This window comes from Agrobacterium sp. LY4, assembly GCF_001526585.1.
GTDB lineage: Bacteria > Pseudomonadota > Alphaproteobacteria > Rhizobiales > Rhizobiaceae > Agrobacterium > Agrobacterium leguminum.
In genome coordinates this window covers 164,016-183,834 of the sequence record NZ_ASYA01000005.1, presented here as the reverse complement: position 1 = coordinate 183,834, position 19,819 = coordinate 164,016, and the positions used below count along the sequence as shown (strand labels likewise).

The 19,819-nt window shown below is 55.8% G+C and carries 21 protein-coding genes; 14 read left to right on the top strand and 7 right to left on the bottom strand.

All coding sequences use genetic code 11. From position 1 onward, the window contains the following. The first annotated feature begins 739 nt into the window (after nucleotides 1–739). Nucleotides 740–1,153, top strand: a complete 414-nt coding sequence (locus L904_RS07865; RefSeq protein WP_155246260.1) for a hypothetical protein — start codon at nucleotides 740–742, stop codon at nucleotides 1,151–1,153. Here L904_RS07865 and L904_RS07860 read toward each other — a convergent pair. The 6 genes from L904_RS07860 to L904_RS07830 all read right to left on the bottom strand — a co-directional run bounded on the left by L904_RS07860 (nucleotide 1,132) and on the right by L904_RS07830 (nucleotide 8,440). Beyond that, nucleotides 1,132–2,070 (bottom strand): DUF6602 domain-containing protein, encoded by a 939-nt coding sequence (locus tag L904_RS07860; protein WP_020810122.1) that lies wholly within the window; start codon nucleotides 2,068–2,070, stop codon nucleotides 1,132–1,134. The two genes, L904_RS07865 and L904_RS07860, sit on opposite strands and share 22 nt — an antisense overlap. 331 nt (nucleotides 2,071–2,401) lie before the next feature. After that, complete coding sequence (locus L904_RS07855) at nucleotides 2,402–3,469, bottom strand: hypothetical protein (protein ID WP_196248045.1); 1,068 nt, start codon at nucleotides 3,467–3,469, stop codon at nucleotides 2,402–2,404. A gap of 368 nt (nucleotides 3,470–3,837) precedes the next feature. Continuing rightward, complete coding sequence (gene repC, locus L904_RS07850; protein ID WP_020810120.1) at nucleotides 3,838–5,049, bottom strand: plasmid replication protein RepC; 1,212 nt, start codon at nucleotides 5,047–5,049, stop codon at nucleotides 3,838–3,840. Between the two features lie 154 nt (nucleotides 5,050–5,203). Then, nucleotides 5,204–6,202, bottom strand: a complete 999-nt coding sequence (gene repB, locus L904_RS07845; protein WP_031233847.1) for a plasmid partitioning protein RepB — start codon at nucleotides 6,200–6,202, stop codon at nucleotides 5,204–5,206. Beyond that, complete coding sequence (gene repA, locus L904_RS07840; protein WP_020810118.1) at nucleotides 6,199–7,434, bottom strand: plasmid partitioning protein RepA; 1,236 nt, start codon at nucleotides 7,432–7,434, stop codon at nucleotides 6,199–6,201. Before repA ends, repB begins: the two co-directional genes overlap by 4 nt. 652 nt (nucleotides 7,435–8,086) lie before the next feature. Beyond that, nucleotides 8,087–8,440, bottom strand: coding sequence for a MarR family transcriptional regulator (locus tag L904_RS07830; RefSeq protein ID WP_031233845.1), 354 nt, complete (start codon nucleotides 8,438–8,440; stop codon nucleotides 8,087–8,089). 93 nt (nucleotides 8,441–8,533) lie between these two features. On the opposite strand from L904_RS07830, the gene L904_RS28340 reads away from it, so the two are divergent. From L904_RS28340 to virB11, 13 genes are read left to right on the top strand one after another with little or no spacing between them, the layout of a single operon-like run. Continuing rightward, the gene (locus L904_RS28340; protein WP_020810117.1) at nucleotides 8,534–9,073 is read left to right on the top strand and encodes a hypothetical protein; all 540 of its coding nucleotides are present in this window, start codon (nucleotides 8,534–8,536) and stop codon (nucleotides 9,071–9,073) included. A gap of 2 nt (nucleotides 9,074–9,075) precedes the next feature. Then, entirely contained in the window at nucleotides 9,076–9,762 is a 687-nt protein-coding gene (locus L904_RS07820; RefSeq protein WP_020810116.1) for a lytic transglycosylase domain-containing protein, read from the top strand. Continuing rightward, nucleotides 9,759–10,058, top strand: coding sequence for a TrbC/VirB2 family protein (locus L904_RS07815; RefSeq protein WP_020810115.1), 300 nt, complete (start codon nucleotides 9,759–9,761; stop codon nucleotides 10,056–10,058). The genes L904_RS07820 and L904_RS07815 overlap by 4 nt, the downstream gene beginning before the upstream one ends. A gap of 2 nt (nucleotides 10,059–10,060) precedes the next feature. Next, nucleotides 10,061–10,402 carry a type IV secretion system protein VirB3 gene (locus L904_RS07810; RefSeq protein WP_020810114.1) on the top strand — a complete coding sequence of 114 codons (342 nt, stop codon included), beginning with the start codon at nucleotides 10,061–10,063 and terminating at the stop codon, nucleotides 10,400–10,402. Further along, nucleotides 10,395–12,776: a VirB4 family type IV secretion/conjugal transfer ATPase gene (locus L904_RS07805; protein WP_031233844.1), complete on the top strand. Its 2,382-nt coding sequence runs from the start codon at nucleotides 10,395–10,397 to the stop codon at nucleotides 12,774–12,776. The genes L904_RS07810 and L904_RS07805 overlap by 8 nt, the downstream gene beginning before the upstream one ends. Next, the gene (virB5, locus tag L904_RS07800; RefSeq protein ID WP_020810112.1) at nucleotides 12,776–13,474 is read left to right on the top strand and encodes a P-type DNA transfer protein VirB5; all 699 of its coding nucleotides are present in this window, start codon (nucleotides 12,776–12,778) and stop codon (nucleotides 13,472–13,474) included. Before L904_RS07805 ends, virB5 begins: the two co-directional genes overlap by 1 nt. After that, complete coding sequence (locus tag L904_RS07795) at nucleotides 13,471–13,704, top strand: EexN family lipoprotein (protein WP_020810111.1); 234 nt, start codon at nucleotides 13,471–13,473, stop codon at nucleotides 13,702–13,704. Before virB5 ends, L904_RS07795 begins: the two co-directional genes overlap by 4 nt. Nucleotides 13,705–13,708: 4 nt before the next feature. Next, a complete protein-coding gene (locus tag L904_RS07790; protein WP_020810110.1) occupies nucleotides 13,709–14,644 on the top strand; it encodes a type IV secretion system protein in 936 nt (311 codons plus the stop codon). A gap of 36 nt (nucleotides 14,645–14,680) precedes the next feature. Next, entirely contained in the window at nucleotides 14,681–14,947 is a 267-nt protein-coding gene (locus L904_RS07785) for a hypothetical protein (RefSeq protein ID WP_020810109.1), read from the top strand. A 3-nt stretch (nucleotides 14,948–14,950) separates the two neighbouring features. After that, on the top strand, nucleotides 14,951–15,622 hold the full coding sequence (locus L904_RS07780; protein ID WP_020810108.1) for a virB8 family protein: 672 nt from the start codon (nucleotides 14,951–14,953) through the stop codon (nucleotides 15,620–15,622). Continuing rightward, nucleotides 15,619–16,473, top strand: coding sequence for a P-type conjugative transfer protein VirB9 (virB9, locus tag L904_RS07775; protein ID WP_020810107.1), 855 nt, complete (start codon nucleotides 15,619–15,621; stop codon nucleotides 16,471–16,473). Before L904_RS07780 ends, virB9 begins: the two co-directional genes overlap by 4 nt. 12 nt (nucleotides 16,474–16,485) lie before the next feature. Next, the gene (gene virB10 / locus L904_RS07770) at nucleotides 16,486–17,658 is read left to right on the top strand and encodes a type IV secretion system protein VirB10 (RefSeq protein ID WP_020810106.1); all 1,173 of its coding nucleotides are present in this window, start codon (nucleotides 16,486–16,488) and stop codon (nucleotides 17,656–17,658) included. Nucleotides 17,659–17,666: 8 nt separating this feature from the next. Continuing rightward, a complete protein-coding gene (gene virB11, locus L904_RS07765) occupies nucleotides 17,667–18,668 on the top strand; it encodes a P-type DNA transfer ATPase VirB11 (RefSeq protein ID WP_020810105.1) in 1,002 nt (333 codons plus the stop codon). A 132-nt stretch (nucleotides 18,669–18,800) separates the two neighbouring features. Here the strand turns inward: virB11 and L904_RS07760 are convergent, their stop codons facing one another. Then, nucleotides 18,801–19,661, bottom strand: a complete 861-nt coding sequence (locus L904_RS07760; protein WP_245267297.1) for an AraC family transcriptional regulator — start codon at nucleotides 19,659–19,661, stop codon at nucleotides 18,801–18,803. Between the last annotated feature and the right edge of the window lie 158 nt (nucleotides 19,662–19,819).

Here is a 19,819-nt window from a genome sequence, read left to right as displayed (position 1 = left end):
TTGTCACCACCGAATTCCTGCCCGTCGGGAGGGATTGGTTCCCCCGTTCCCTACGTCGACGGCCTTTTTCAATGGCACGTCCGCGATGTTCTTGTCGTCTTTGAGGTGAAAAAATCTCTTCGCATCGGAATTATCAGACGCGCATAGTCAGTTCCTCAGCGTCACCTCGACATTCAGCTCCTGGGTTCAAACACCCGACCTCTCGGGCTCCTTCAATCTGGGAGCGTCAAGGCGAGCGTTTTCGGAGTGTACCGGTGTAGTGGTGCCGGAAGGAGGTCAATGGCAACCAAAAGATCGTGCGAACCAACTCACCTGGCATATGGTATATTCCGATCAAATCGCACCACTTCCTGTGACGCTAGGCTATGGCGGCTACTCTATGTAGAGCGGCTTAAGAAAGGGATTTACAAGCTTTCTTAAGGCCAACTTGAACAAGCTTGGTTTCGGTCCGCCTTCCCTTCCTAACCTAATCATTGGGGACGGCGTTTCATTGGTGAAGCTAAGTGGTCATCCGTGGTGTGCTCCTCTAGGCAGCGATGGGTTCTGGCGGATCATAGCTAGTTCGCACGTCAACCCTACGTTTCTTATTCTCGAGCTGATCTGAACGAGGATTTCCTATGGCTACCCCGTAGCCTCGATTTTTGGCGACGACCTCGATATCGAAAGACTCGCTCCCCTGCTGGACACACGACCTCAACCGCGGGACCCAGGATCCGAGCAATGGGGCTGGATGTATCGTTTGGAAAATCTGAGCGCTCGTCAGTTGAGGGGTGCAGACTTCGATGAATGGGAACCGGTTGAGATTGACGCGGACCAGAATGTGATGATCTCCATGCTTTGCAGGGAAGACATCCTAGTAACCGATCCCGAACTACAAGAGTTTCTGTTGTCCAAAAGCTACGATCCGGACGCTTTCATCGACGCACTGTGCCGGACGACCCTGGTGGCGCGCGAGGGGGATAGCCTTCAACTGACGACGACACATTGCCAAGTCGCGGTGCTGCCGGACGGCCGTTACGTAGCCGCCGACAACAATACCGGTAGATTGATACGCTGGCTTGATAGATACATGGCCCGACGCAGGGCCTCAACAGGCCCCGTGATGCCTTCCACGCACCGTTCGCGCTCGGCCTACAGGGGCGCTCCGAACTGAGCGATGAGTGTGTCGCTCTCCGGCCGAACATACTTCGCCATATCGGGGAAAAAGCTTGATGTTGCGCTAACAGCAGTATGCAAGAGCGAGGCAAAGAGCGCTATATGTTCGGGCGAACTCGTACCTGGGCTGACAAAGCAGTTCTTCAAGCGCCGATCTCCATTTCCCACCGAGCCAAGCTGGTCCCGGATTGGAAACGGGTAAGACATTGGTCGCCTTGGCGCAGTTGACATCTTTTCGTCTGGCAAGCTGTACGTGAGCAGCCCGTCCATCAGGCTAAGCACAAGATTATGCCGAAGGTTGGCTGGCCTCTTCGGTGCCTCGGTATTGTAGCAACTCGCAATCTTCCCAAATTGATCCTCATTGAGGTTGAAATCAAAGCGTTCACAGATCAAGAACGTGACAATCTGATCGAGCTCGTCGTGCTGGGGTCGAAATTTGCGAAGGTCGTCGCCAGTCTTGAGGTTGTGAACGTAAGTCGGTTCCGACATGCAGTCCCTCAACCACTTTATTGAGGACAGCTTGCGAAGTGCCGCGTGCAACTCAGCGGGTGATATAACCGACTTTATCTCCCCAACGGCTACGACTGCTTCAATAGGGAAGAAGCGTTGCCTGTTTTCGCTTTGAAGGAGGGGGGCGACACTCGCTTCATAGATGATCAAGTCGCACTGGCTGCTAACCTGTCCGTCCGCACCGATCACAAATCCAGAATCGATTTCTAGCCTTCGCGGAACGAAAGCTCTTATGAATTGCTTGGCCAACGTCTCGCGATAGTAGCCAAATTCCCCAGGGTGAACGAGCTTGCCGTCTGCGTCCAGGAACATCGCTCGTGATGCATTGAGAAAAGCCAGCTGAAAAGAGAAAATGGTCTCTGTCAGAAGTGTCTGGATAGTGGAAATGGTCTGATATTTTGTCATTGGCAACTCCGATTTATCGAGCCGCTTTTAATCAGGAACTCTTATCTTTCGGTAGACAGACCACCGCCGGTCTACGAAAGTCGCACTCCAAACGACATGCCTTCGGGAGCTCTGAAAGAGCTAAATCAATAGCCGAAAACCAAGCCGCCGCTTTCGCTTTCGGCTCCGTTCAACCTGAATCAACTCGGGACAAAAGGAACAAAAGTTCGCGGGGGAAGTGCTCTTATGTGGCGCGCTCGGGGCGAGTTTGTGGGAATCGGTGCCAAAATGAAGCGTGGTGTTGACTTGTTCATAGTCGATCCATCAGTTGACCCATTCTCCATCAAACATCCTACCTCCGTCGCGAGGAGCGGCTTGTCTTTGGCCCTGCAGGCCAAACAACTATAAAATCATCATTATCCAAGGGCCAAGCGAGGTCAAAACCGTTTCCTAGAGCCAAGGCCCTGTCGTCGGCCTTGGTGACTTCCGTTTCCACGACAATTAGTTGCCTTCCCTCCCATCTCTGGTGCTGACGATAATCCAGGAGCTGTCCCATCGCGGTACGGATCGCAAATCGAATAGTCGACGCCTCTGTCGGCTTGACTTCGACCATTACGTCCTGGCCTTTCCCATCCGTAAACCGCATGTCGTCGCTGAAAGTAGGAAGAAACTGGACGTCGCGGATCGTGCGTCGAAGATAATCCTTAAACAGCTTCTCGAGCTTGTTGTGCCGAGGGCTAACCTGCTCCTCATGACGTTTGACATACCTGGTGTAGCCTTCAGTTGCCGCCCGGCCGGCTCGGTGCGTGACCCGACTGCGCACAGGAGGCCGAGCAAAAGAAGGCGCTTTCCCGCTGATCATTGCGCGGATCGACTTTACGAAGCTCTTCGCATCCGGGTCAGTCGTGCCGTCCGCATACCACCAGCTCGCTTGCCCACTCCAGCCTTTGCCACGCTGTAGGTAAAGGTCCTCATGCCGTTTGCTCAAAGGAATGAGATGTACATCCTCGGCACTCGCGCGCACCTGGAAGCTTAATATCTCGTCAAGCTTGTGCTGACCGGAAGGATAAATGCCATGGAACATCTGGCGGTCGCGATAGACCCGCGCATTTCGATACCATCCAACCACACAGCGCGGATCGTTGCCATCGACAGGAGCGGTCCAGACGACATCGACACCATCGATGAATTCTGCCGACTTCGAAGCCCCCAAGCGCTCGATTTTGACTTGGCGATCGGTCGCGTTCTTTATGGTTTCGAAGTGCCCATAAACGTAGCCATCGTCGCCTGCCACAAAGTTCAGTTCCTCCCCCGCTATCACCTCCGAAACGACGTAACCACCTCCACCCTTTGGAGGATCATTAGCATCGCGGCCTGCATAGTCCTTCATCCACGCAATATTACAAAAAAGAAGCGGCATGACTTCATCCGGATCAAACAAATGACTGCAAGGAATTCATCTTTTCATTCGCGCGAGAAAGTTGCAAATCGGAACCGCACTTCACCGAGACCCAACTACCTTCCGACAGGACCCAAGCCCCTCACTACACTTACCGTTTCTGACGCCCGCTACCTCCTCCAGTGAGCCACTCTCATTGACGAGCCATTTGTTCTAAGAAGTGCTAATAATATGGGCTGCAAGGCAACTCGTCGCCGCGAGGCATGGCAGAGGTTGGCGTCCTCCACCGGAATTCCATCACGGTCACAATTTTTAAGCTCCAAAAACGGCGAAATCTAAAAGGCCTTTTTATTCAAAGCATTGGGGTAGTTGGCAGCTGCCAACCGCACTTATGCCCGCAGTTGCGCCTCTCCGTTTGCCTTCAAGAGGGCGATAATCATTGGACCGAGTGAAAACTCTCCGCGCTTAGTCCTGCGAGTTAAATCCCGGAGATAACCGCCGGCCGAGTTAATGAAGTTCGCTCGCTCTAGTATCCCGGCAATTGCAACTGCTGCATTCTCTGGCCCCATGGCGCTACAGGCATCCTCATAGGCCGATGGACTTACCCCTAACATGGATCGGACGGTCACGGCCGCTGCCATAAGATCCCTCCAGCTGCAAATCGAGCCGCCTGGCCCGTAGTCTGCAATCGTTGGGCAAGCCTTAAGCACCATGCCCAACGGAAAACCGACTATAGGCATCCTGCTTTGCTGGTTGGTTTTACTCGGCTTTGCCCCCTGCTCCTTTTCGGAGCTTGGTTCAAATTCAATAAGGGAGTTGGTATTTGAATTCTGTATGTGCTGCTCAATATGAGCATCATTGCTGCTTGGATTCTTTGAAATTTCTTGAAATTCCAATCGATTGATAACTTCCTCTCTAAGTAACACCATTTCATCGAGGATATCCGAGACGTCGGCCAGGCTGGGATTGCGAGGGATGCCTCCTACCAAGCGGACATAGGCATCTTCAATCGCCGGCCAATCTCCCACTGCACCCTCTTCCATCGCGGCGGTTACTAGCTTCCGGACGTCCCGGCGGCAAACCGTCAAGCTCTCTTTCGCTTTGCGGAGTGCCGCCCGATCGGCCGCTACCTGCTGAGCTAGTTGTGCCAGCTCCTCTGAGCGCGCCAACAGAGGCGACAGGTCAAAACCATACGCTGATTCAATCTGGCCGTTTCCATCCTTACGAGCGTAACGCTTGCCGTTGGCGCTGTCCTTCCGAAGGATCAGGCCTGCCTCGACAAGTATCGCGATATGGCGACGCAGAGTAGCGCCGGCCATTGCGTGGGCTCGCAAGCATAGCTGCGCATTCGATGGAAATACGATCAGTTGTGCCTCTTGCCGAAGCTCGTTCTCGGGATAAAATGTCAACAGTGCATCAAGGACCGCTAAACTGTTGGACTGAACCCCTAACAGATCGATCGCAGCGGAGACGTCCCTTAGGACTTTCCACTTGTCCACTGATTTGCCGACTTCAATCTCCGCTATTGCTGTCTGGCGCCGCACGAGTGCAAGCGTCATCGGCCGCGGTCCGAACGGCGTAGTCACACTACTGGTTTGCATTTCTCTTACCTTTCAGAAGGCAAAAGAAAAGTGCTCATCAAAACGATGTCAAAGACTCTTGACGATGATTCCAGGAAATGCGATTCTCCCACTGCGACATAAGAGATTGGGCTTCCGGAACGGTAACGTTTTGGGGGCCTTTTCTTTTTGCGGTCTACCCCTCTTGGTTCAGTTGACGTTTTGTCCGATGCTCTTCGAAGAGAGTCGGCAATTGCTCTAATACGAAGGCCGCGAATTCGGGCGCCGCCTTCTTGTCGATAGATATATCGAGTTTCGCACGGCCGTCCTTGACTTGTGCCAGTCTCACCCCTGTGGGGGTTGCGAGAACGCTAGGTGCACCACGCTCAACGCGGCGCGGCTTCAAATGTGCGATCAGCGCCTTGAAACGCTCTTCGGAGGCAAGGGTCTGTATCTCGGCTGACTTGACATATCCGGCGGCATCAAGATGGGGAGGGGCCTTCTCTACGAGTTCGGCAAGCTCCAGCCAACGAGGGCGGCCTACGCCGGGCGCCGCCCCAATAGCCTCGATCAGGTCGACTGGTAAAGAATCGACAATAGCTAGCATCTTTGAAAGATCGCCCTTATCGATCGACAACGAGGAGGTGAGAACCTCACGCGGGAAACGCTCCTTGAGGCGAGCCGCAAATCGAGCCTTCTCGATAAATGTAAGATCTTCTCGTTCATTGTTTTCCTGGCCCTGTGCGATGACAAGTTGTTCGTCTGTCAGTTCGCGAACGACCGCCTTGACTGAAAGTCCTAGCTCCGCCGCCGCACGGAGGCGGCGGTGCCCGAACGCTACCTGATATCGGCCGGACATTTCAGGATGAGGACGGACAAGAATAGGCACTTGCTGACCTTGCTCACGGATTGACGCCAGAAGACCGTCGATATCGCCCGGCATCCGGTCCCGAACGAACGAAGGCTCAATTTCCTCTGTGTTCAATTCGATCACGGCTTGGCCTTCTGCCAATTTTCGCTCGATCTCATTTGCGCGACGACTTCTGTCATTCAAGTCACCAAGCGACTTAGTGACAGCTGCCATTGGCTTCGACTTGGCCGCATCCAGATGCGGGCGTGCGTGAGGCGGCGGTGTTGGATTCAGGCCTGCATTTACATCGCTGTGAAGAGAGGAGAGGAGATTTTTTCGGCTCATGATCTACCCCATGTCGCCTTGATCAAGGTTTCAATCTCAGCGTTAACGTTATTCATCGACTCGAGCGCTCGATCATAGGTCGATCGAATGAATTGGCTGCGCTCGACTTCAAAGAGTGTCTGGTTGGTTATTCCGGCGTCCGATACCGCCGTGCTTTTGAGCATGTGGTTGACAAGCACGTCATCGCCAAACATCGACCGGAGGAAGGCGACCATTTGATTTTGTGGTCCGTCGGTCGGCTCGAAACGGGTAATCAGGTAGCGCATCCAGTTGTTTCGATCTTCGGCTCCGGCTTCTGAGATCTCGTCGAGTAGCGCGCTCGTCATCGAAAGGAACTGGTTCATCGACATCACGTCCAGCATTTGCGGATGGACCGTGATCAGTACAGATGTCGCAGCCGTCAGCGCCGAGAGAGTTAGAAAACCGAGTTGGGGAGGGCAGTCGATCACCACCACATCGTAGGCGTCTTCAATGTCTTGAATGGCCGCCTGTAGCCGCGCAAAGAACAGCACGTCCTCAGGACGACGCTGGAGAAGCGCCTTTGGCGTATCATGCTCGAACTCCATAAGCTCCAGATTACCGGGGATGATATGAAGGTCTGGAATATAAGTTCCGCGGATGATTTCCTGTATCGGTCGACGCTCTTCATCATACCGAATGGCACCATAAATCGTTTCGTTGACGCCCACATCGAATTCCGGTTGGTTTCCGAACAAGGCCGACAAACTGGCTTGCGGATCGAGATCGACTGCAAGAACGCGGTAGCCTCGCAGTGCGAGATACTGCGCAAGGTGGGCCGCCGTAGTGGTCTTTCCCGATCCACCTTTGAAATTCATGATGGAGAGGACCTGAAGTTCTTCCCCAGCCCGGCGATGGGGCAAATAGCGGCCATTCGATCTTGTGGGTTTATCTAAATAGGCCCGCATAGCAGCGATGTCTTGCACCGAATACATGCGCCGTCCGCCGGCGAGAGCGGGGTTAAACTCCTGCTCTCCGCCCTCTGAAGCTTTTCGCTCCAACTCAACTGCGCTCGTGCGAAGATACCCTTCGGCAACGCCAAGCAGTTTCGCCGCCTCTGATGGCGTAAAAGAGCGAATACCTTTCCGCGCGTGGGGAGGGAAAATATTCGATTGGTGTTCTTGCAGTTTCGCCGAAAGTGATGCGGAATGGCTTCGGACCTTCGAGCGGAGCGAGGCAGTTCGGTTGCTTTCGGCCTTAGCGGTTTTCGTCATCTTCTTCGCCTATTAGGTCTCACCTGCGGAAGACGCCCAGCAAACGTTCAAACTCCGCATGCGACGAATTAGACCCGATTCTGTTCAGTGGGCAAGCTTTTTAAGGTTAACAAGGTCTTAACAGCCTCTTCATACCCGCGAGAAACCGTTTCGTGGACGAATATAATCTTTGTGAAACAAGCGATTGCAGGCTTCAGGCTTTCACACGTAGATGGAGGAAAAAAGAGTCGAAAACTATGATACCGACCTTCGCTCTAACGCCGTTTTGGTCTGACTTCCTCTGCATAGACGTGACACTGGCGACTCAGCCAGCTAAACGCTTCATCAATCTGGCCTCCACTAGCCGGATAGACTCCATCCCATTCCGACGCGATGCAGCGCTTCGTGATAATGGTATCCAGCTGGCACTGAACAATGCAACGAAGAAGCGTGGCGTTTATCGGCGCTACACCACTGCCAGGAGGATGCTCTTCAATGCGGATGCTGCTCGTGTGGTCGAACGCAACTTCATTAGCACATCGATTTCGGGTGCCTCCAGATTACAGCGCCTACGCCCATCCTGCGTAACCTGCTCGTGCGTCCTCGTTCCTGCACTCGTTTTTGCGAATCAGTTATCCAACTTGAAAAAACTTCTTAAATTAAATCAGCTGCTTTAACTCGTAGCAGCAGCGCCGAGAGCATCAAAAAACCGCGGAGAAAACTCAAATTGTCGGGCTGTCCCTCGCCCCATAGAGTTCCTTCCCAGCGTCTCGGTAAGGATTCCGCGCTGAACCAAAAGATCAATGGTCTCGATGACGCCGCCACGTGTCATTCCGGTTATTTCGATTATATTTGAGAGAGTTAGTTTCTGGTGCGCCTGATGCATCAGATAGAGGATATTCATCATTCCGATCTGTTTGATGCGGGACTGCGCCGACTCGCCCTCTATCGGCTTTTCCAAAATTTCACGCACTGCGTAGACAGATAAGGCTTGGCTTTGCCATCGGTCGCTCAAATTGCTTGCCATCGATTTAACTATCTAGTATTTGCATAGTATGTGAATTGAGGCGAGTCGCATGTCAATTCCACCTGACATTGGAGAAACCAGAGGGTAGGGGGCATGAAGAGCCTTTTCTTTCGAACAATTATAGCCACGTTAGGGTTCGCCTCACTCTATACTATTTCGGAACGAAGTGCTCGTGCCGACGACTGGGGATGCCAGGTTATCCTGTGCTTATCGAATCCGGGTGGCCCAACGCAATATGCCGAGTGCCGGCCGCCGATCCAGAAACTCTGGCGTTGGCTTGCGAAAGGGCGTTCGTTTCCGACCTGCAGCGGCATCGGTTTTCAGAGCTCCCGCCCCCGCTACGAACCATACTACTGCAACCCCGGCTACCGTCTGTCGGCTGGCTACGGTCCACGGGGGAATGAAGCGACATGTATTTCTACGTCGCTGCAGGCCGTAAGCGATAGCTCCTGCCAGCGGGATCGAGACGGCGGCGGTTCAAACAACGACTCATTTGTGTCTCCACGCTTGCAAAAGGAAAACGGTCGCTACCAGTGCATGGCGTATACCGCCGCTCGTCCCTTGGTACGCGAGAAACCTCGGTACATCGATGTGACGATCGACGGAGTCGGCAAGCAGAGGGTGTGGTTTTAGACATGCCCGTTGCGTTCCTAGATCTTGCGCAGACCTGCGCGCCCTATGTCTCATCCGAAACGCTCGCAGGCGTCGTCAGCCTCGAAAGCCGGTTCGCCCCCTTCAACATCCGGATCAACAGCGGTACGCCGCTCAAGCGGCAACCTGCCACGGAGGCCGAGGCGATCGAAGTCGCTACATCCTTGGCGGCAAAGCGCCATGACATCCAGGTGGGTCTCGGCGGGATCGGACTGGAAGAACTGCAGAGACTGAACCTCTCGATATCCGATGCCTTCGATCCATGCCTCAACCTGCGGGCAACAGCGACGCTGCTCGATGGCTACTATCGCCTCGCCGTGAAGGAGGGGGCGGAGCCGGCCAGGGCCGAGCGAGTCATGCTGCAATCCTATTATGGACGTGACAACCCAACTGTCGGGGCCATGGTCAGCTACGACGATCAGGTCCGCCGCGAAATCAAACGGCTCGGGTCGACTTTGGCCCGGTTGACGATCGACGACACGGGAGAGGGGAGGGAGACCGACGTTCCCACTGAGGTTTCCCAGGCAGATGTCGTCGCCGAGGTGGTGGCGGAGAACTCTTCAGAGAAATCCGCCGCGATCTCCGTCGCGCCAGCATGGGACGTCTTCAAGACCCGGCGCCGTTCATCCGTCCTGGTATTTCAGGGCAATCAATTGGAGCAGAGTGAATGACATTGAATTCCCGTATCCGACCCATTGTCGCTTCGTCTGTGATGGCAGCTGCCATCGTGGTTATGATGGTCGAGCCGGCCTTCGCGCAGGCCGCTGGCATCGAATCCGTGCTGCAGAACATAGTCACAATGCTGACTGGCAACATTGCCAAGCTTCTGGCGGTCATCGCAGTGATCGTCATCTGCATTGCCTGGATGTTTGGCTATATGGACCTGAGGCGGGCGGGCTTCTGGATCATCGGCATCGGCGGCATCTTCGGCGCCACCGAGCTCGTCAACACCATCGTTGGAAGCTGAAGATGGCAAGCGAACGGGCGGTCCTCGAAGAAGACACGCTCTTCATCGCGTGCACAAGGCCGGCGATGATCGCTGGCGTGACCATGGAGGCGATGGCCTTCAACATCATGCTCACGACGATCCTTTACATCGTTGCCGGATCGATCGCCTATGCGGTTGTCGGCGTCGTGTTTCACCTCATCTTCCGCGCCCTTGTAAAGCACGATCACAACATGTTCCGCATCTTGCTAGCCTGGGTCGAGACGCGCGGCCGGACGCGGAACAGTGCCTATTGGGGTGGAGCGACGCTCTCTCCACTTCGGCTGGCCCGCCGCTTTGACGAAAGGGATATTGGATTTGCCTAGTAACGCCACTCTCAGATCCCGCGAGCTCGCACCAGAGGCTTTCATTCCCTATGTGCGGCACATCGACGAGACGACCATCGCACTCCACTCTCGGGCGCTGATGGTCATGATTGCCCTCGAAGGCGTGTCGTTCGAAACCGCGGATGTGCTCGACCTCAACGCCCTCCATCGCGATCTCAACACGCTTTACCGAAATATCGCCGATGAGCGGCTTGCCCTCTGGACGCACCTGATCCGCCGCAGGGACAGCGACTATCCGGATGGGACATTTGCAACGCCATTCTCCGCAGCGCTCAATGAGAAGTACCGTGAGCGCATGGTGCGCGAAGACCTGTTCCGCAATGATCTCTATCTGAGCGTCCTTTGGTCGCCGGCCCGCGACCCGGCTGACAAGGCTGCGAAGCTGCTGTCGCGCCTTCGCCGCGCCTATCGCACTGGCGTGGAACTCGATGAGGGAGCCCTAAAACAGCTTCAGGACAAGGTCGTCGATGTGGTCGCCGGTTTGAAACGTTTCGAGCCACGTGTTTTGTCTCTGTACGATCAGGACGGCATGCTCTTCTCCGAGCCGAGCGAGGTGCTGCACCAGATCGTTGGCGGCAGGCGCGAGCGAGTTCCGCTGACCGAAGGCCGCATCGCATCTGCGATCTACTCGGATCGCGTCATCATCGGTCGCGAGACGATTGAAATTCGGCATGAGGCCGAAAGCCGATTTGCGGGCATACTGAGCTTCAAGGAATACCCGGCTCGCACCAGGACCGGCATGCTGGACGGCGTTCTGACCAGTCCGTTTGAACTCATTCTTTCTCAATCGTTCTGCTTTGCGTCGAAGGCGGACGCCCGCGTCATCATGGGGCGAAAGCAAAACCAGCTGGTCAGCAGCGGCGACAAGGCGGCCTCGCAGATCGACGAACTTGACGATGCGATGGACGATCTGGAGTCCAACCGGTTCGTGATCGGCGAGCATCACCTGACGCTGTCCGTCTTCGCGGCTACAGTGAAAGACCTGACGGACAATCTCGCGAAGGCTCGCGCCAGCCTGACCAATGGAGGCGCCGTCGTTGCGCGAGAGGACCTTGGCCTCGAGGCAGCCTGGTGGGCGCAGCTGCCGGGCAATTTCCGCTACCGGGCGCGATCTGGCGCAATCACCTCAAAGAATTTCGCGGCTCTGTCACCGTTCCACTCCTATCCGATCGGCCAGAAGGGCGGCAACGAATGGGGACCTGCTGTCGCTCTGCTTAAGACCGCCTCCGGGTCACCCTACTACTTCAACCTCCACTACGGTGATCTCGGAAACACCTTCATGTGCGGTCCGTCCGGCGCCGGTAAGACCGTGATCGTCAATTTTATGCTGTCCCAGTTGGAAAAACATGATCCTCATGTGGTGTTCTTCGACAAGGATCGCGGCGCGGACCTCTATGTTCGCGCCGCCGGCGGCACCTACCTGCCGCTGAAAAATGGTGTCCCCACCGGCTGCGCTCCCCTGAAGGCCCTCGACCTGACGCCGGAAAACAAAGTCTTCCTGGCACGCTGGGTCGGCAAGCTTGTCGGATCCGGCACGCGGGAACTCTCGGTCACTGAGCTTCGCGATATTTCCGGCGCTATCGATGGCCTCGCCGACCTGCCCGTGGACCGAAGGACGATCGGCGCACTCCGGACCTTCCTCAACAACACCGACCCGGAAGGGATCGCCGCTAGGCTCCGACGGTGGGAGAGGGGAGGGCCGCTCGGCTGGGTTTTCGACAACGTGATCGAAGATATCGGCTTTGGCGATTTTGGCGGCTCCGGCAAATTCATCGGCTACGACATGACCGACTTCCTCGACAACGAGGAAATCCGCACACCGCTGATGGCGTATCTGTTCCACCGCGTCGAGCAGCTGATCGATGGCCGTCGGATCATCATCGTCATCGACGAATTCTGGAAAGCGCTGCAGGACGAGGGCTTCCGCGATCTTGCGCAGAACAAGCTGAAGACGATCCGCAAGCAAAATGGCTTGATGCTGTTTGCCACGCAGAGCCCACGCGACGCGTTGATCTCGCCGATCGCGCACACCATCATCGAGCAATGCCCAACGCAGATCTTTCTGCCCAACTCGCGCGGAAACCATGCCGATTATGTCGACGGGTTCAAGCTCACGGAGCGCGAGTACGAACTGATTGCGCGCGAACTTTCCGTCGAGAGCCGGCGGTTCGTGTTGAAGCAGGGGCACAACAGCGTCGTTGCCGAACTCGACCTCAATGGCTTCGATGACGAGCTCGCCATCCTTTCCGGCCGGACCGCCAATGTCGAACTTCTCGACGCGATCCGCGCGGAGGTCGGGAATGACGTCAAGGATTGGCTTCCCGTTTTCCAACAGCGAAGGAGTGCAAGCTGATGGTTTTCTATCGACTTTATAGCGCGGTGCTCGCGACAGTGCTTATCGTTTCCGCCGATGGTGCTGCAGGGCAGGGGATTCCGGTCATCGACCAGTCGGCTATCGCCAAGCAGATCGAGAGCATCGCGCAGCTCAAGTCCCAGCTCGACGCGCTCAATCAGCAAATCGAGCAGGCGCAGCAGCTCTATGGCTCGCTCAACAAGCTGACCGATATGGCGGATGTCGCCAGCGTTCTCAATGATCCGGCGATCCGCAAGGCGCTTCCGTCCGACTTCGCCGCCATTGAGGGCCTGCTTAAAGGCAATGGCACCGGTGTGTTCGGTGATTCCGCATCAAAGTTCTTGGAAGATAACTCGACCTACCGCACAGACGCCGACGATTTCTATGCAAAAGAGCTGTCGCGTCTTCAGAATCAAAATGCGGGCCAAATGAGCCTCGGCCAGCAGATCTATGATGTCGCGACCAAGCGCATCGATGGAATCGACCAGCTACGTGAGAAAATCTCCACCGCAGGAGATGCCAAGGAGATCGCCGATTTGCAGGCACGCCTGCAGGCTGAACAGGCATTCCTCCAGACCGACGTACTGCGGATGGAGGGGTTGAGGATGGTGCAGCAAGCGCAGACCCAGGTCGATGAACAGCGCAAGGCCGAGGATTGGCGCCAACGCATGGATGCAATGAAGGCGGCACTGAAATGAGGCCGCTCGCGATGGTCGCGACGCTCCTTCTGCTGACCGCTTGCTCGCAGGAATCCGAGCGGACTTACACCGTCGATGACTTCATCGCCGACGAAGCGCTGCTGAGCCGTACCATTTCTGATTGCCGTGACAATCCGGGCGAGCTGCAGAACACGATCAGTTGCCGGAACGCGGAAGCGGCCGATGGCAAGCTCCGCCTCCAGAACATGCGCAAAGCGCTGGGAGGTTGATCCAATGTACCAGGTGTTCGAATTCATCGATGGACAGTTCAAGCGACCGCTGGAGACGTTCGTCTCTGATGGAACGTCGAACATCGCCGAATGGGTCACCGGTCCGTTGACGGCAGCCGTCACGCTTTATGTGGTCCTCTATGGCTATCTGGTCCTGCGTGGCTCCGTGCAGGAACCCATCCTCGACTTCGCCTTTCGCGCCATAAAGCTTGCAATCATCGTCATGCTGGTCAAGAACGCCGGCGAATATCAAACATATGTCACGAACATCTTCTTTGATGTGTTGCCGCGCGAGATCGCGCAGGCGTTGAATTCGGGTGCTGCGCCAAGCGCCAGCTCCTTCGACAGCCTGCTCGACAAAGGCCAGGCATCTGCGACCGATATCTGGTCACGAGCCTCCTGGCCGGTCGACATCGTCACCGGCGCCGGTGGCATGATGGTGATCGGCGTCAGCTTTCTCGTCGCGGGGATCGGCTACGTCGTCTCGCTCTATGCGCGGTTGGCGCTGGCAATAGTGTTGGCGATCGGGCCGATCTTCATTGCGCTCGCCATGTTCCAGTCGACGCGGCGTTTTACCGAGTCCTGGATCGGGCAGCTCGCGAATTTCGTCATCCTGCAGGTGCTCGTCGTTGCCGTCGGCTCCCTGCTGATCTCCTGCATCGATTCGACCTTCACTGCGATCGATAGCTACAGCGACGTGCTGATGCGTCCAATCGCGCTCTGCGCCATCGGGATCGCCGCTCTCTATGTTTTCTACCAGCTACCGGGCATCGCTTCGGCCCTGGCCTCTGGCGGTGCGTCGCTGGCTTATGGCTATGGCGCCGCACGCGATGCGCATGAAGGCGTGCTGGCTCGGGGAACATCGTACACCGGCCGGATGATTGGTCGCGGGGCTCGCTTTGCTGGCCGCGCGTTCGGATCGAGAAATGCCGGCGCATGACATGCAATTCAGAACAATAAGAAAAGGCCTGCCCGCATGATTAAGCCTGCCCTGTTGCTCGTCCTCGCCGCCACGCTTGGCGGCTGCGCGTCACTGACCTACCCTTTACCGAAATGCGACGGCTATTCACGCCGCCCCTTGAACCGCTCGATGTGGGAATGGGAGGGCGACAGCAAGCTCAAACAGCAGCAATCCAACGCAAGTTCCTCCATGTCTGCGACGCCCTTTGCCGAAGAGGCCAGAGAACCTGCAGCCTTTGCGCATTTGGACGTCGACGGCTCCTATCGCCGTTGTGAGGGATGAGACATGGTGACGACAGATAATCTCAGGAGTTACTTCGACAAGGCACGTCGGTTTGACCAGGATCGAATGATGCAGATCGAACGTTCGAACCGGATTGCCTGGTCGATCGCCATCGCGTCCGGCATCGTCGCCAGCGTTTCGGTCTTTGCGGTCGCGGGTCTCACTCCTCTCAAGACGGTGGAACCCTTTGTGGTGCGCGTCGACAATTCGACGGGTATTGTCGATGTCGTTTCGGCATTGACGTCGACGGCCGGCACCTACGACGAGGCCGTAACAAAATACTTCGCTGCCAAATATGTGCGCGCCCGCGAGGGTTATGTTTGGAGCGAGGCACAAGAAAACTTTCGCACCATCGCGCTCTTATCGACCCAACCGGAGCAGACACGGTTTGCAGGCGTGTATCGAGGCAGCAACCCGGAATCGCCTCAGAACATCTATGGCCGTGGCGCCACCGCGAGGATCGACATCGCGTCGATCTCTCTGATCAATCAAAATGTCGTCTCTGTGCGTTACATGCGCACCATCACACGAGGTGAGGAAGTTCGAACGACTCATTGGGTTGCGACCCTGACCTTCTCGTATGTCAACGCCCCAATGTCGTCGACAGACCGGCTCGTGAACCCACTCGGTTTTGTCGTCAGCGAATATCGTGCAGATCCGGAGGAGGTGAGATGAAGCGCATCGCATCAATCGTCGCACTCGTCGTTTCAACTTCCATGTCTTCGGCGCTGGCGCTGGAGATTCCCCGAGGCGCTACGCAGGACAGTCGTGTCCGATTTGTGAACTACCAACCCTTCAACATCACCAGGATCGTCGGCACCTTGCGGTCCTCCGTGCAGATCGAGTTCGCGGCAGACGAGGAAATCGCCCATGTGGCGCTTGGCAACAGCGTTGCCTGGGAAGTCGCGCCGGCCGGCAACATCCTGTTCTTGAAGCCACGCGAAAACCAGCCGGTAACAAACATATCTGTGGTGACGACGCGCCGGGATGGCTCCACGCGCAGCTACCAGATGGAATTGACAGTGCGAGACGGTACTGTCGAAGCCGGTCAGAACACCTATTTCTACGTGAAGTTCAGATACCCCGGAGATGAAGCTGAGCTTCGCCGGCAGCAGGCAGCGTCTAGGGCTCTCGCCGCTCAAGCGAAGGACGCCGACAATGTGCTGGCCCTCCACGAAGCGTATGGTCCTCGGAACTGGCGCTATTCGGCTCAGGGCTCCCAGCCACTGGAGCCTCAAAGCGTCTATGACAATGGCAAGATCACGACGTTCGCCTTCGTCGGCAATCAGGAAATGCCTGCGATCTATATGGAAAATTCAGACGGGTCGGAAAGCCTTGTTCCGAAGTCCGTCGATGGCAATCTCGTCATGGTGCACGCAATCAGCCGCAAGTTCATCCTGCGTCGGGGCAAGGATGTGCTCTGCGTCTTCAACGAGGCCTACGACCGTGTCGGCATCAATCCCGATACGAACACGACGTCTCCCTCGGTAGAGCGCATCGTGAAAAGCGACGTCAACGCGCAATAGGGAGCGACATCCATGACTCAAGAAGACGAAACTCGCATTCCCGGGGAGCGTGAGGAAACGATCACCGGTCGCCGGATCGACAACAACCCTCTTTTGAAACGTGGCGCGGTAGCGATTGCGATCGTCGCGTTCGTTGGCTTCGCCCTGTGGTCGACAACGGGCAAGAAGGCAAAGGATGAGAATGTTCAGCCCGAGCGCGTGGTTATTCGCCAGACAAATCCGTTTGAGGCGGCGAAGGAAAAGGCTGAGCCGGCGCAGGTGGTACCTGAAGTGAAGTTGCCGACCCCTGTCGTCGAACCAGTCGCGGAGGAGAGCGATAAACTCCTCGAATCTGCCCGCCGCGCGCCCGTGATGGCCTTCAGCAGTGGGCAGGAAAACGCGAAAGATCGAAGAGAGACTGATAATCCGGACACTTCAAACAATGGGAATTTCGTGCCGCTCGACAACAACATGATGGCCCAGAACCAGCAGAGCAGCGACCAACAGCGTTTCGACGGTCTGCTGCGGCCGACACGACTTGAAGGCTCGCGCGCCGGTACACTTGGAAACCGCGACTTCATCGTCGCGATGGGGGCGTCGATACCCTGCGTACTCGAAACAGCATTGGCTTCCGACCAGCCAGGTTTCGCCAGTTGCGTGATCAACCGCGATGTCCTTTCGGACAACGGTCGGGTCGTGTTGATGGAAAAGGGCACACAGGTTGTCGGAGAATATCGCGGCGGGCTCCAACGCGGACAAAAGCGTCTTTTCGTTCTCTGGAATCGAGTAAAGACGCCGAAGGGCGTTATCGTGACGCTAGCATCACCGGCAACCGATGCACTTGGTCGCGCCGGCGTCGCTGGTTATGTCGATACCCATTGGTGGGAACGGTTCGGCAGCGCCCTTCTTCTTTCCATCGTCGGTGATGCGACAAGCTATGCCAGCAGTCGTTTGCAGGATAGTGATGTCGATGCGCAGAACACCACGAGCGCCGGTCAACAGGCAGCTGCTATCGCAGTTGAACAGTCCATCAACATTCCGCCGACGTTAAATAAGCATCAGGGTGAACTGGTTTCGATCTTTGTCGCTCGCGATCTCGATTTTTCAGGAATCTATCGTCTGCGGGTGACAGAGCCGAGGAACCGTATTTTTGATCGAGCAGTGCTGGGCGATTTCTCGCCACAGTCGACGCTCGTAACGAAGTAGGATAGGTAATGTCGGAGGGGCAGGACTCGGCTGTTGTAAGCGAACTCTTGAAGCCGTTTTCGGCATACCTCCAAGACCCGTCCCTCTATGAAGTGATTGTGAATCGGCCCGGGCAGGTGCTGACAGAAGGTCCCGGCGGTTGGCGGACCTATGACGCGCCGGAACTGACCTTCGAAAAGCTCATGCGCCTTTCCCGGGCCGTCGCCAGTTTTTCCCATCAGTCGATCGATGAAACACGTCCTATTTTGTCGGCGACGCTTCCGGGCGACGAACGGATTCAGATTGTGATCCCGCCGGCGACGATGAAAGGCACCGTCAGCATCACAATTCGAAAGCCTTCGTCGGTCGATTTCAGCCTTGACGATCTGGAGGAAAAAGGTTTTTTTGCAAAAACGCGTGCTACGAATGTGGACCGGCCCTTAGAGGATGAGGAATTGAACGAAAGCTATCGCGCTGGGCGTTTCAAGGATTTCTTGCGGCAGGCAGTCATTGCACGAAAGAATATCATAATCTCTGGCGCCACAGGTTCGGCTAAGACAACGCTTTCCAAGGCTCTCATCAAGCACATCCCACAAAACGAGCGCGTCATCTCAATCGAAGATACCCCTGAACTCGTCATCTGCCAACCCAACCACGTTCGCCTATTTTACTCGAAGGGAGGGCAGGGGCTTTCGCGCGCAGGCCCAAACGAACTTCTGGAGTCTTGTCTTCGTATGCGGCCAGATCGTATCTTGCTTCAGGAGCTCCGCGACGGGACGGCCTTCTATTTCATCCGCAATGTCAACTCAGGTCATCCGGGGTCTATAACGACCGTTCACGCGAATTCGGCAGAACTTGCTTTCGAGCAATTAGCTCTGCTGATTAAAGAGTCTGAGGGAGGGATGGGCCTTACACGGCAAGATTCTCTGGCGTTGATCAAATCGGGGATCGATATTGTCGCGCATTGTAAACGAGAAGATAGGACGTTTAGACTAATGGAGGTATATTTCAGGGCTGAACTTGGCTTTTGAGATCAAGGAAGGCTATCAATACTCGACGGCCTGACTTCGATTGGCAAGCTTCCTGAGTGGGTTAAAATTTGCAGCATATCCTTCTCACGCCTAAATCATCAAATGCGCCGAGATTAGTCTGTGCTGATAAAGTTATACCTTTGTCTTATTTATTGAACACTGCAGGCGATAATTCGACGGCGTATAGCCGACCAGTTGATGAAACTGTGTGGAAAAATGAAACGCCGAGTGAAACCCCAGAAGTCCGGCGATTTCCTTGATCGATTTATCGGTATTCATCAAAAGGTCGCTCGCACGCTGGATCCGCACCGTCATCTGGTATTGCTTTGCGGACATTCCGGTCTGTTCGCGAAACAGCCGCCGGAAATACGGATAGCTGACGCCAAGCTCTTCGGCGAGCTGTTCGACGGAAAGAGGTTGCCCGCACCGCTCCATCAGGATCATCCGCGCCCGGTCAACGAGCCTGCCGGACGTGTTTCGGGTGATATCGGTGGGACGGCATAACAGCGCCAGCAATTGAAGACCAAGGGTGGAAATCAGCGGTTGGTTGCGCAGGGAATCGTCCTTCGCCAGCGAATGAATGGACGCAAACACATCCGAAATTTCCGAGCTGCTGGCGTGAACGGGTTGCTCCGGCTGCAACAGACCGGCATCGCGGGCAAAGTCGAAAGCGCTGCCGCGACACTCGATCCAGTGTTCGGTCCATCCGCTCTGTCGATCCGGGGCAAAACGGTGCCAGACGCCCGGAAACAGCAGGAACACGGAGCCTTCTGAAATCGTCACCTGCCGACGCTCCGTTCCAAATTCCAGCCTGCCACTGCCGGAGCTTATCTGTACGACCTGATAGGCATTGAGAATACGGCCACGCGACCAGCTGAAATGGTGATCGTTGGGGTGGCGGCTTGGTGGATAATCGGAATGCGGTGCAATTTCCGTATAGCCGGTCGAGACCGCTGTGCAGCCCCATGCCGCGCAGAGGCGATTGTCAGGCATATAGACGAAGTAGCTTTGCATTGCTCCACTCAATTTTAAGATCATATTTTATATGCAAAAGATCACTTTTGCGGAGTATGGCGGCGTGTCAACGGAAATGCTTGGTGTTAACGTCTGAAGACAAGGTCAATTTTCGAATGACCCTGTCAAATTTTGCT

Excerpts from the sequence above, each read along its gene's own strand:
- L904_RS07785 (WP_020810109.1), top strand. The coding sequence starts at position 14,681 with ATGATTAAGCCTGCCCTGTTGCTCGTCCTCGCCGCCACGCTTGGCGGC.
- virB11 (WP_020810105.1), top strand. The coding sequence starts at position 17,667 with ATGTCGGAGGGGCAGGACTCGGCTGTTGTAAGCGAACTCTTGAAGCCG.
- L904_RS07790 (WP_020810110.1), top strand. The coding sequence starts at position 13,709 with ATGTACCAGGTGTTCGAATTCATCGATGGACAGTTCAAGCGACCGCTG.
- virB5 (WP_020810112.1), top strand. The coding sequence starts at position 12,776 with ATGGTTTTCTATCGACTTTATAGCGCGGTGCTCGCGACAGTGCTTATC.
- L904_RS07795 (WP_020810111.1), top strand. The coding sequence starts at position 13,471 with ATGAGGCCGCTCGCGATGGTCGCGACGCTCCTTCTGCTGACCGCTTGC.
- L904_RS07760 (WP_245267297.1), bottom strand. The coding sequence starts at position 19,661 with ATGCCTGACAATCGCCTCTGCGCGGCATGGGGCTGCACAGCGGTCTCG.
- L904_RS07815 (WP_020810115.1), top strand. The coding sequence starts at position 9,759 with ATGACATTGAATTCCCGTATCCGACCCATTGTCGCTTCGTCTGTGATG.
- L904_RS07820 (WP_020810116.1), top strand. The coding sequence starts at position 9,076 with ATGCCCGTTGCGTTCCTAGATCTTGCGCAGACCTGCGCGCCCTATGTC.
- L904_RS07810 (WP_020810114.1), top strand. The coding sequence starts at position 10,061 with ATGGCAAGCGAACGGGCGGTCCTCGAAGAAGACACGCTCTTCATCGCG.
- virB10 (WP_020810106.1), top strand. The coding sequence starts at position 16,486 with ATGACTCAAGAAGACGAAACTCGCATTCCCGGGGAGCGTGAGGAAACG.
- virB9 (WP_020810107.1), top strand. The coding sequence starts at position 15,619 with ATGAAGCGCATCGCATCAATCGTCGCACTCGTCGTTTCAACTTCCATG.
- L904_RS07860 (WP_020810122.1), bottom strand. The coding sequence starts at position 2,070 with ATGACAAAATATCAGACCATTTCCACTATCCAGACACTTCTGACAGAG.
- repA (WP_020810118.1), bottom strand. The coding sequence starts at position 7,434 with ATGACGAAAACCGCTAAGGCCGAAAGCAACCGAACTGCCTCGCTCCGC.
- repC (WP_020810120.1), bottom strand. The coding sequence starts at position 5,049 with ATGCAAACCAGTAGTGTGACTACGCCGTTCGGACCGCGGCCGATGACG.
- L904_RS07780 (WP_020810108.1), top strand. The coding sequence starts at position 14,951 with ATGGTGACGACAGATAATCTCAGGAGTTACTTCGACAAGGCACGTCGG.
- L904_RS07855 (WP_196248045.1), bottom strand. The coding sequence starts at position 3,469 with ATGCCGCTTCTTTTTTGTAATATTGCGTGGATGAAGGACTATGCAGGC.
- repB (WP_031233847.1), bottom strand. The coding sequence starts at position 6,202 with ATGAGCCGAAAAAATCTCCTCTCCTCTCTTCACAGCGATGTAAATGCA.
- L904_RS28340 (WP_020810117.1), top strand. The coding sequence starts at position 8,534 with ATGAAGAGCCTTTTCTTTCGAACAATTATAGCCACGTTAGGGTTCGCC.
- L904_RS07830 (WP_031233845.1), bottom strand. The coding sequence starts at position 8,440 with ATGGCAAGCAATTTGAGCGACCGATGGCAAAGCCAAGCCTTATCTGTC.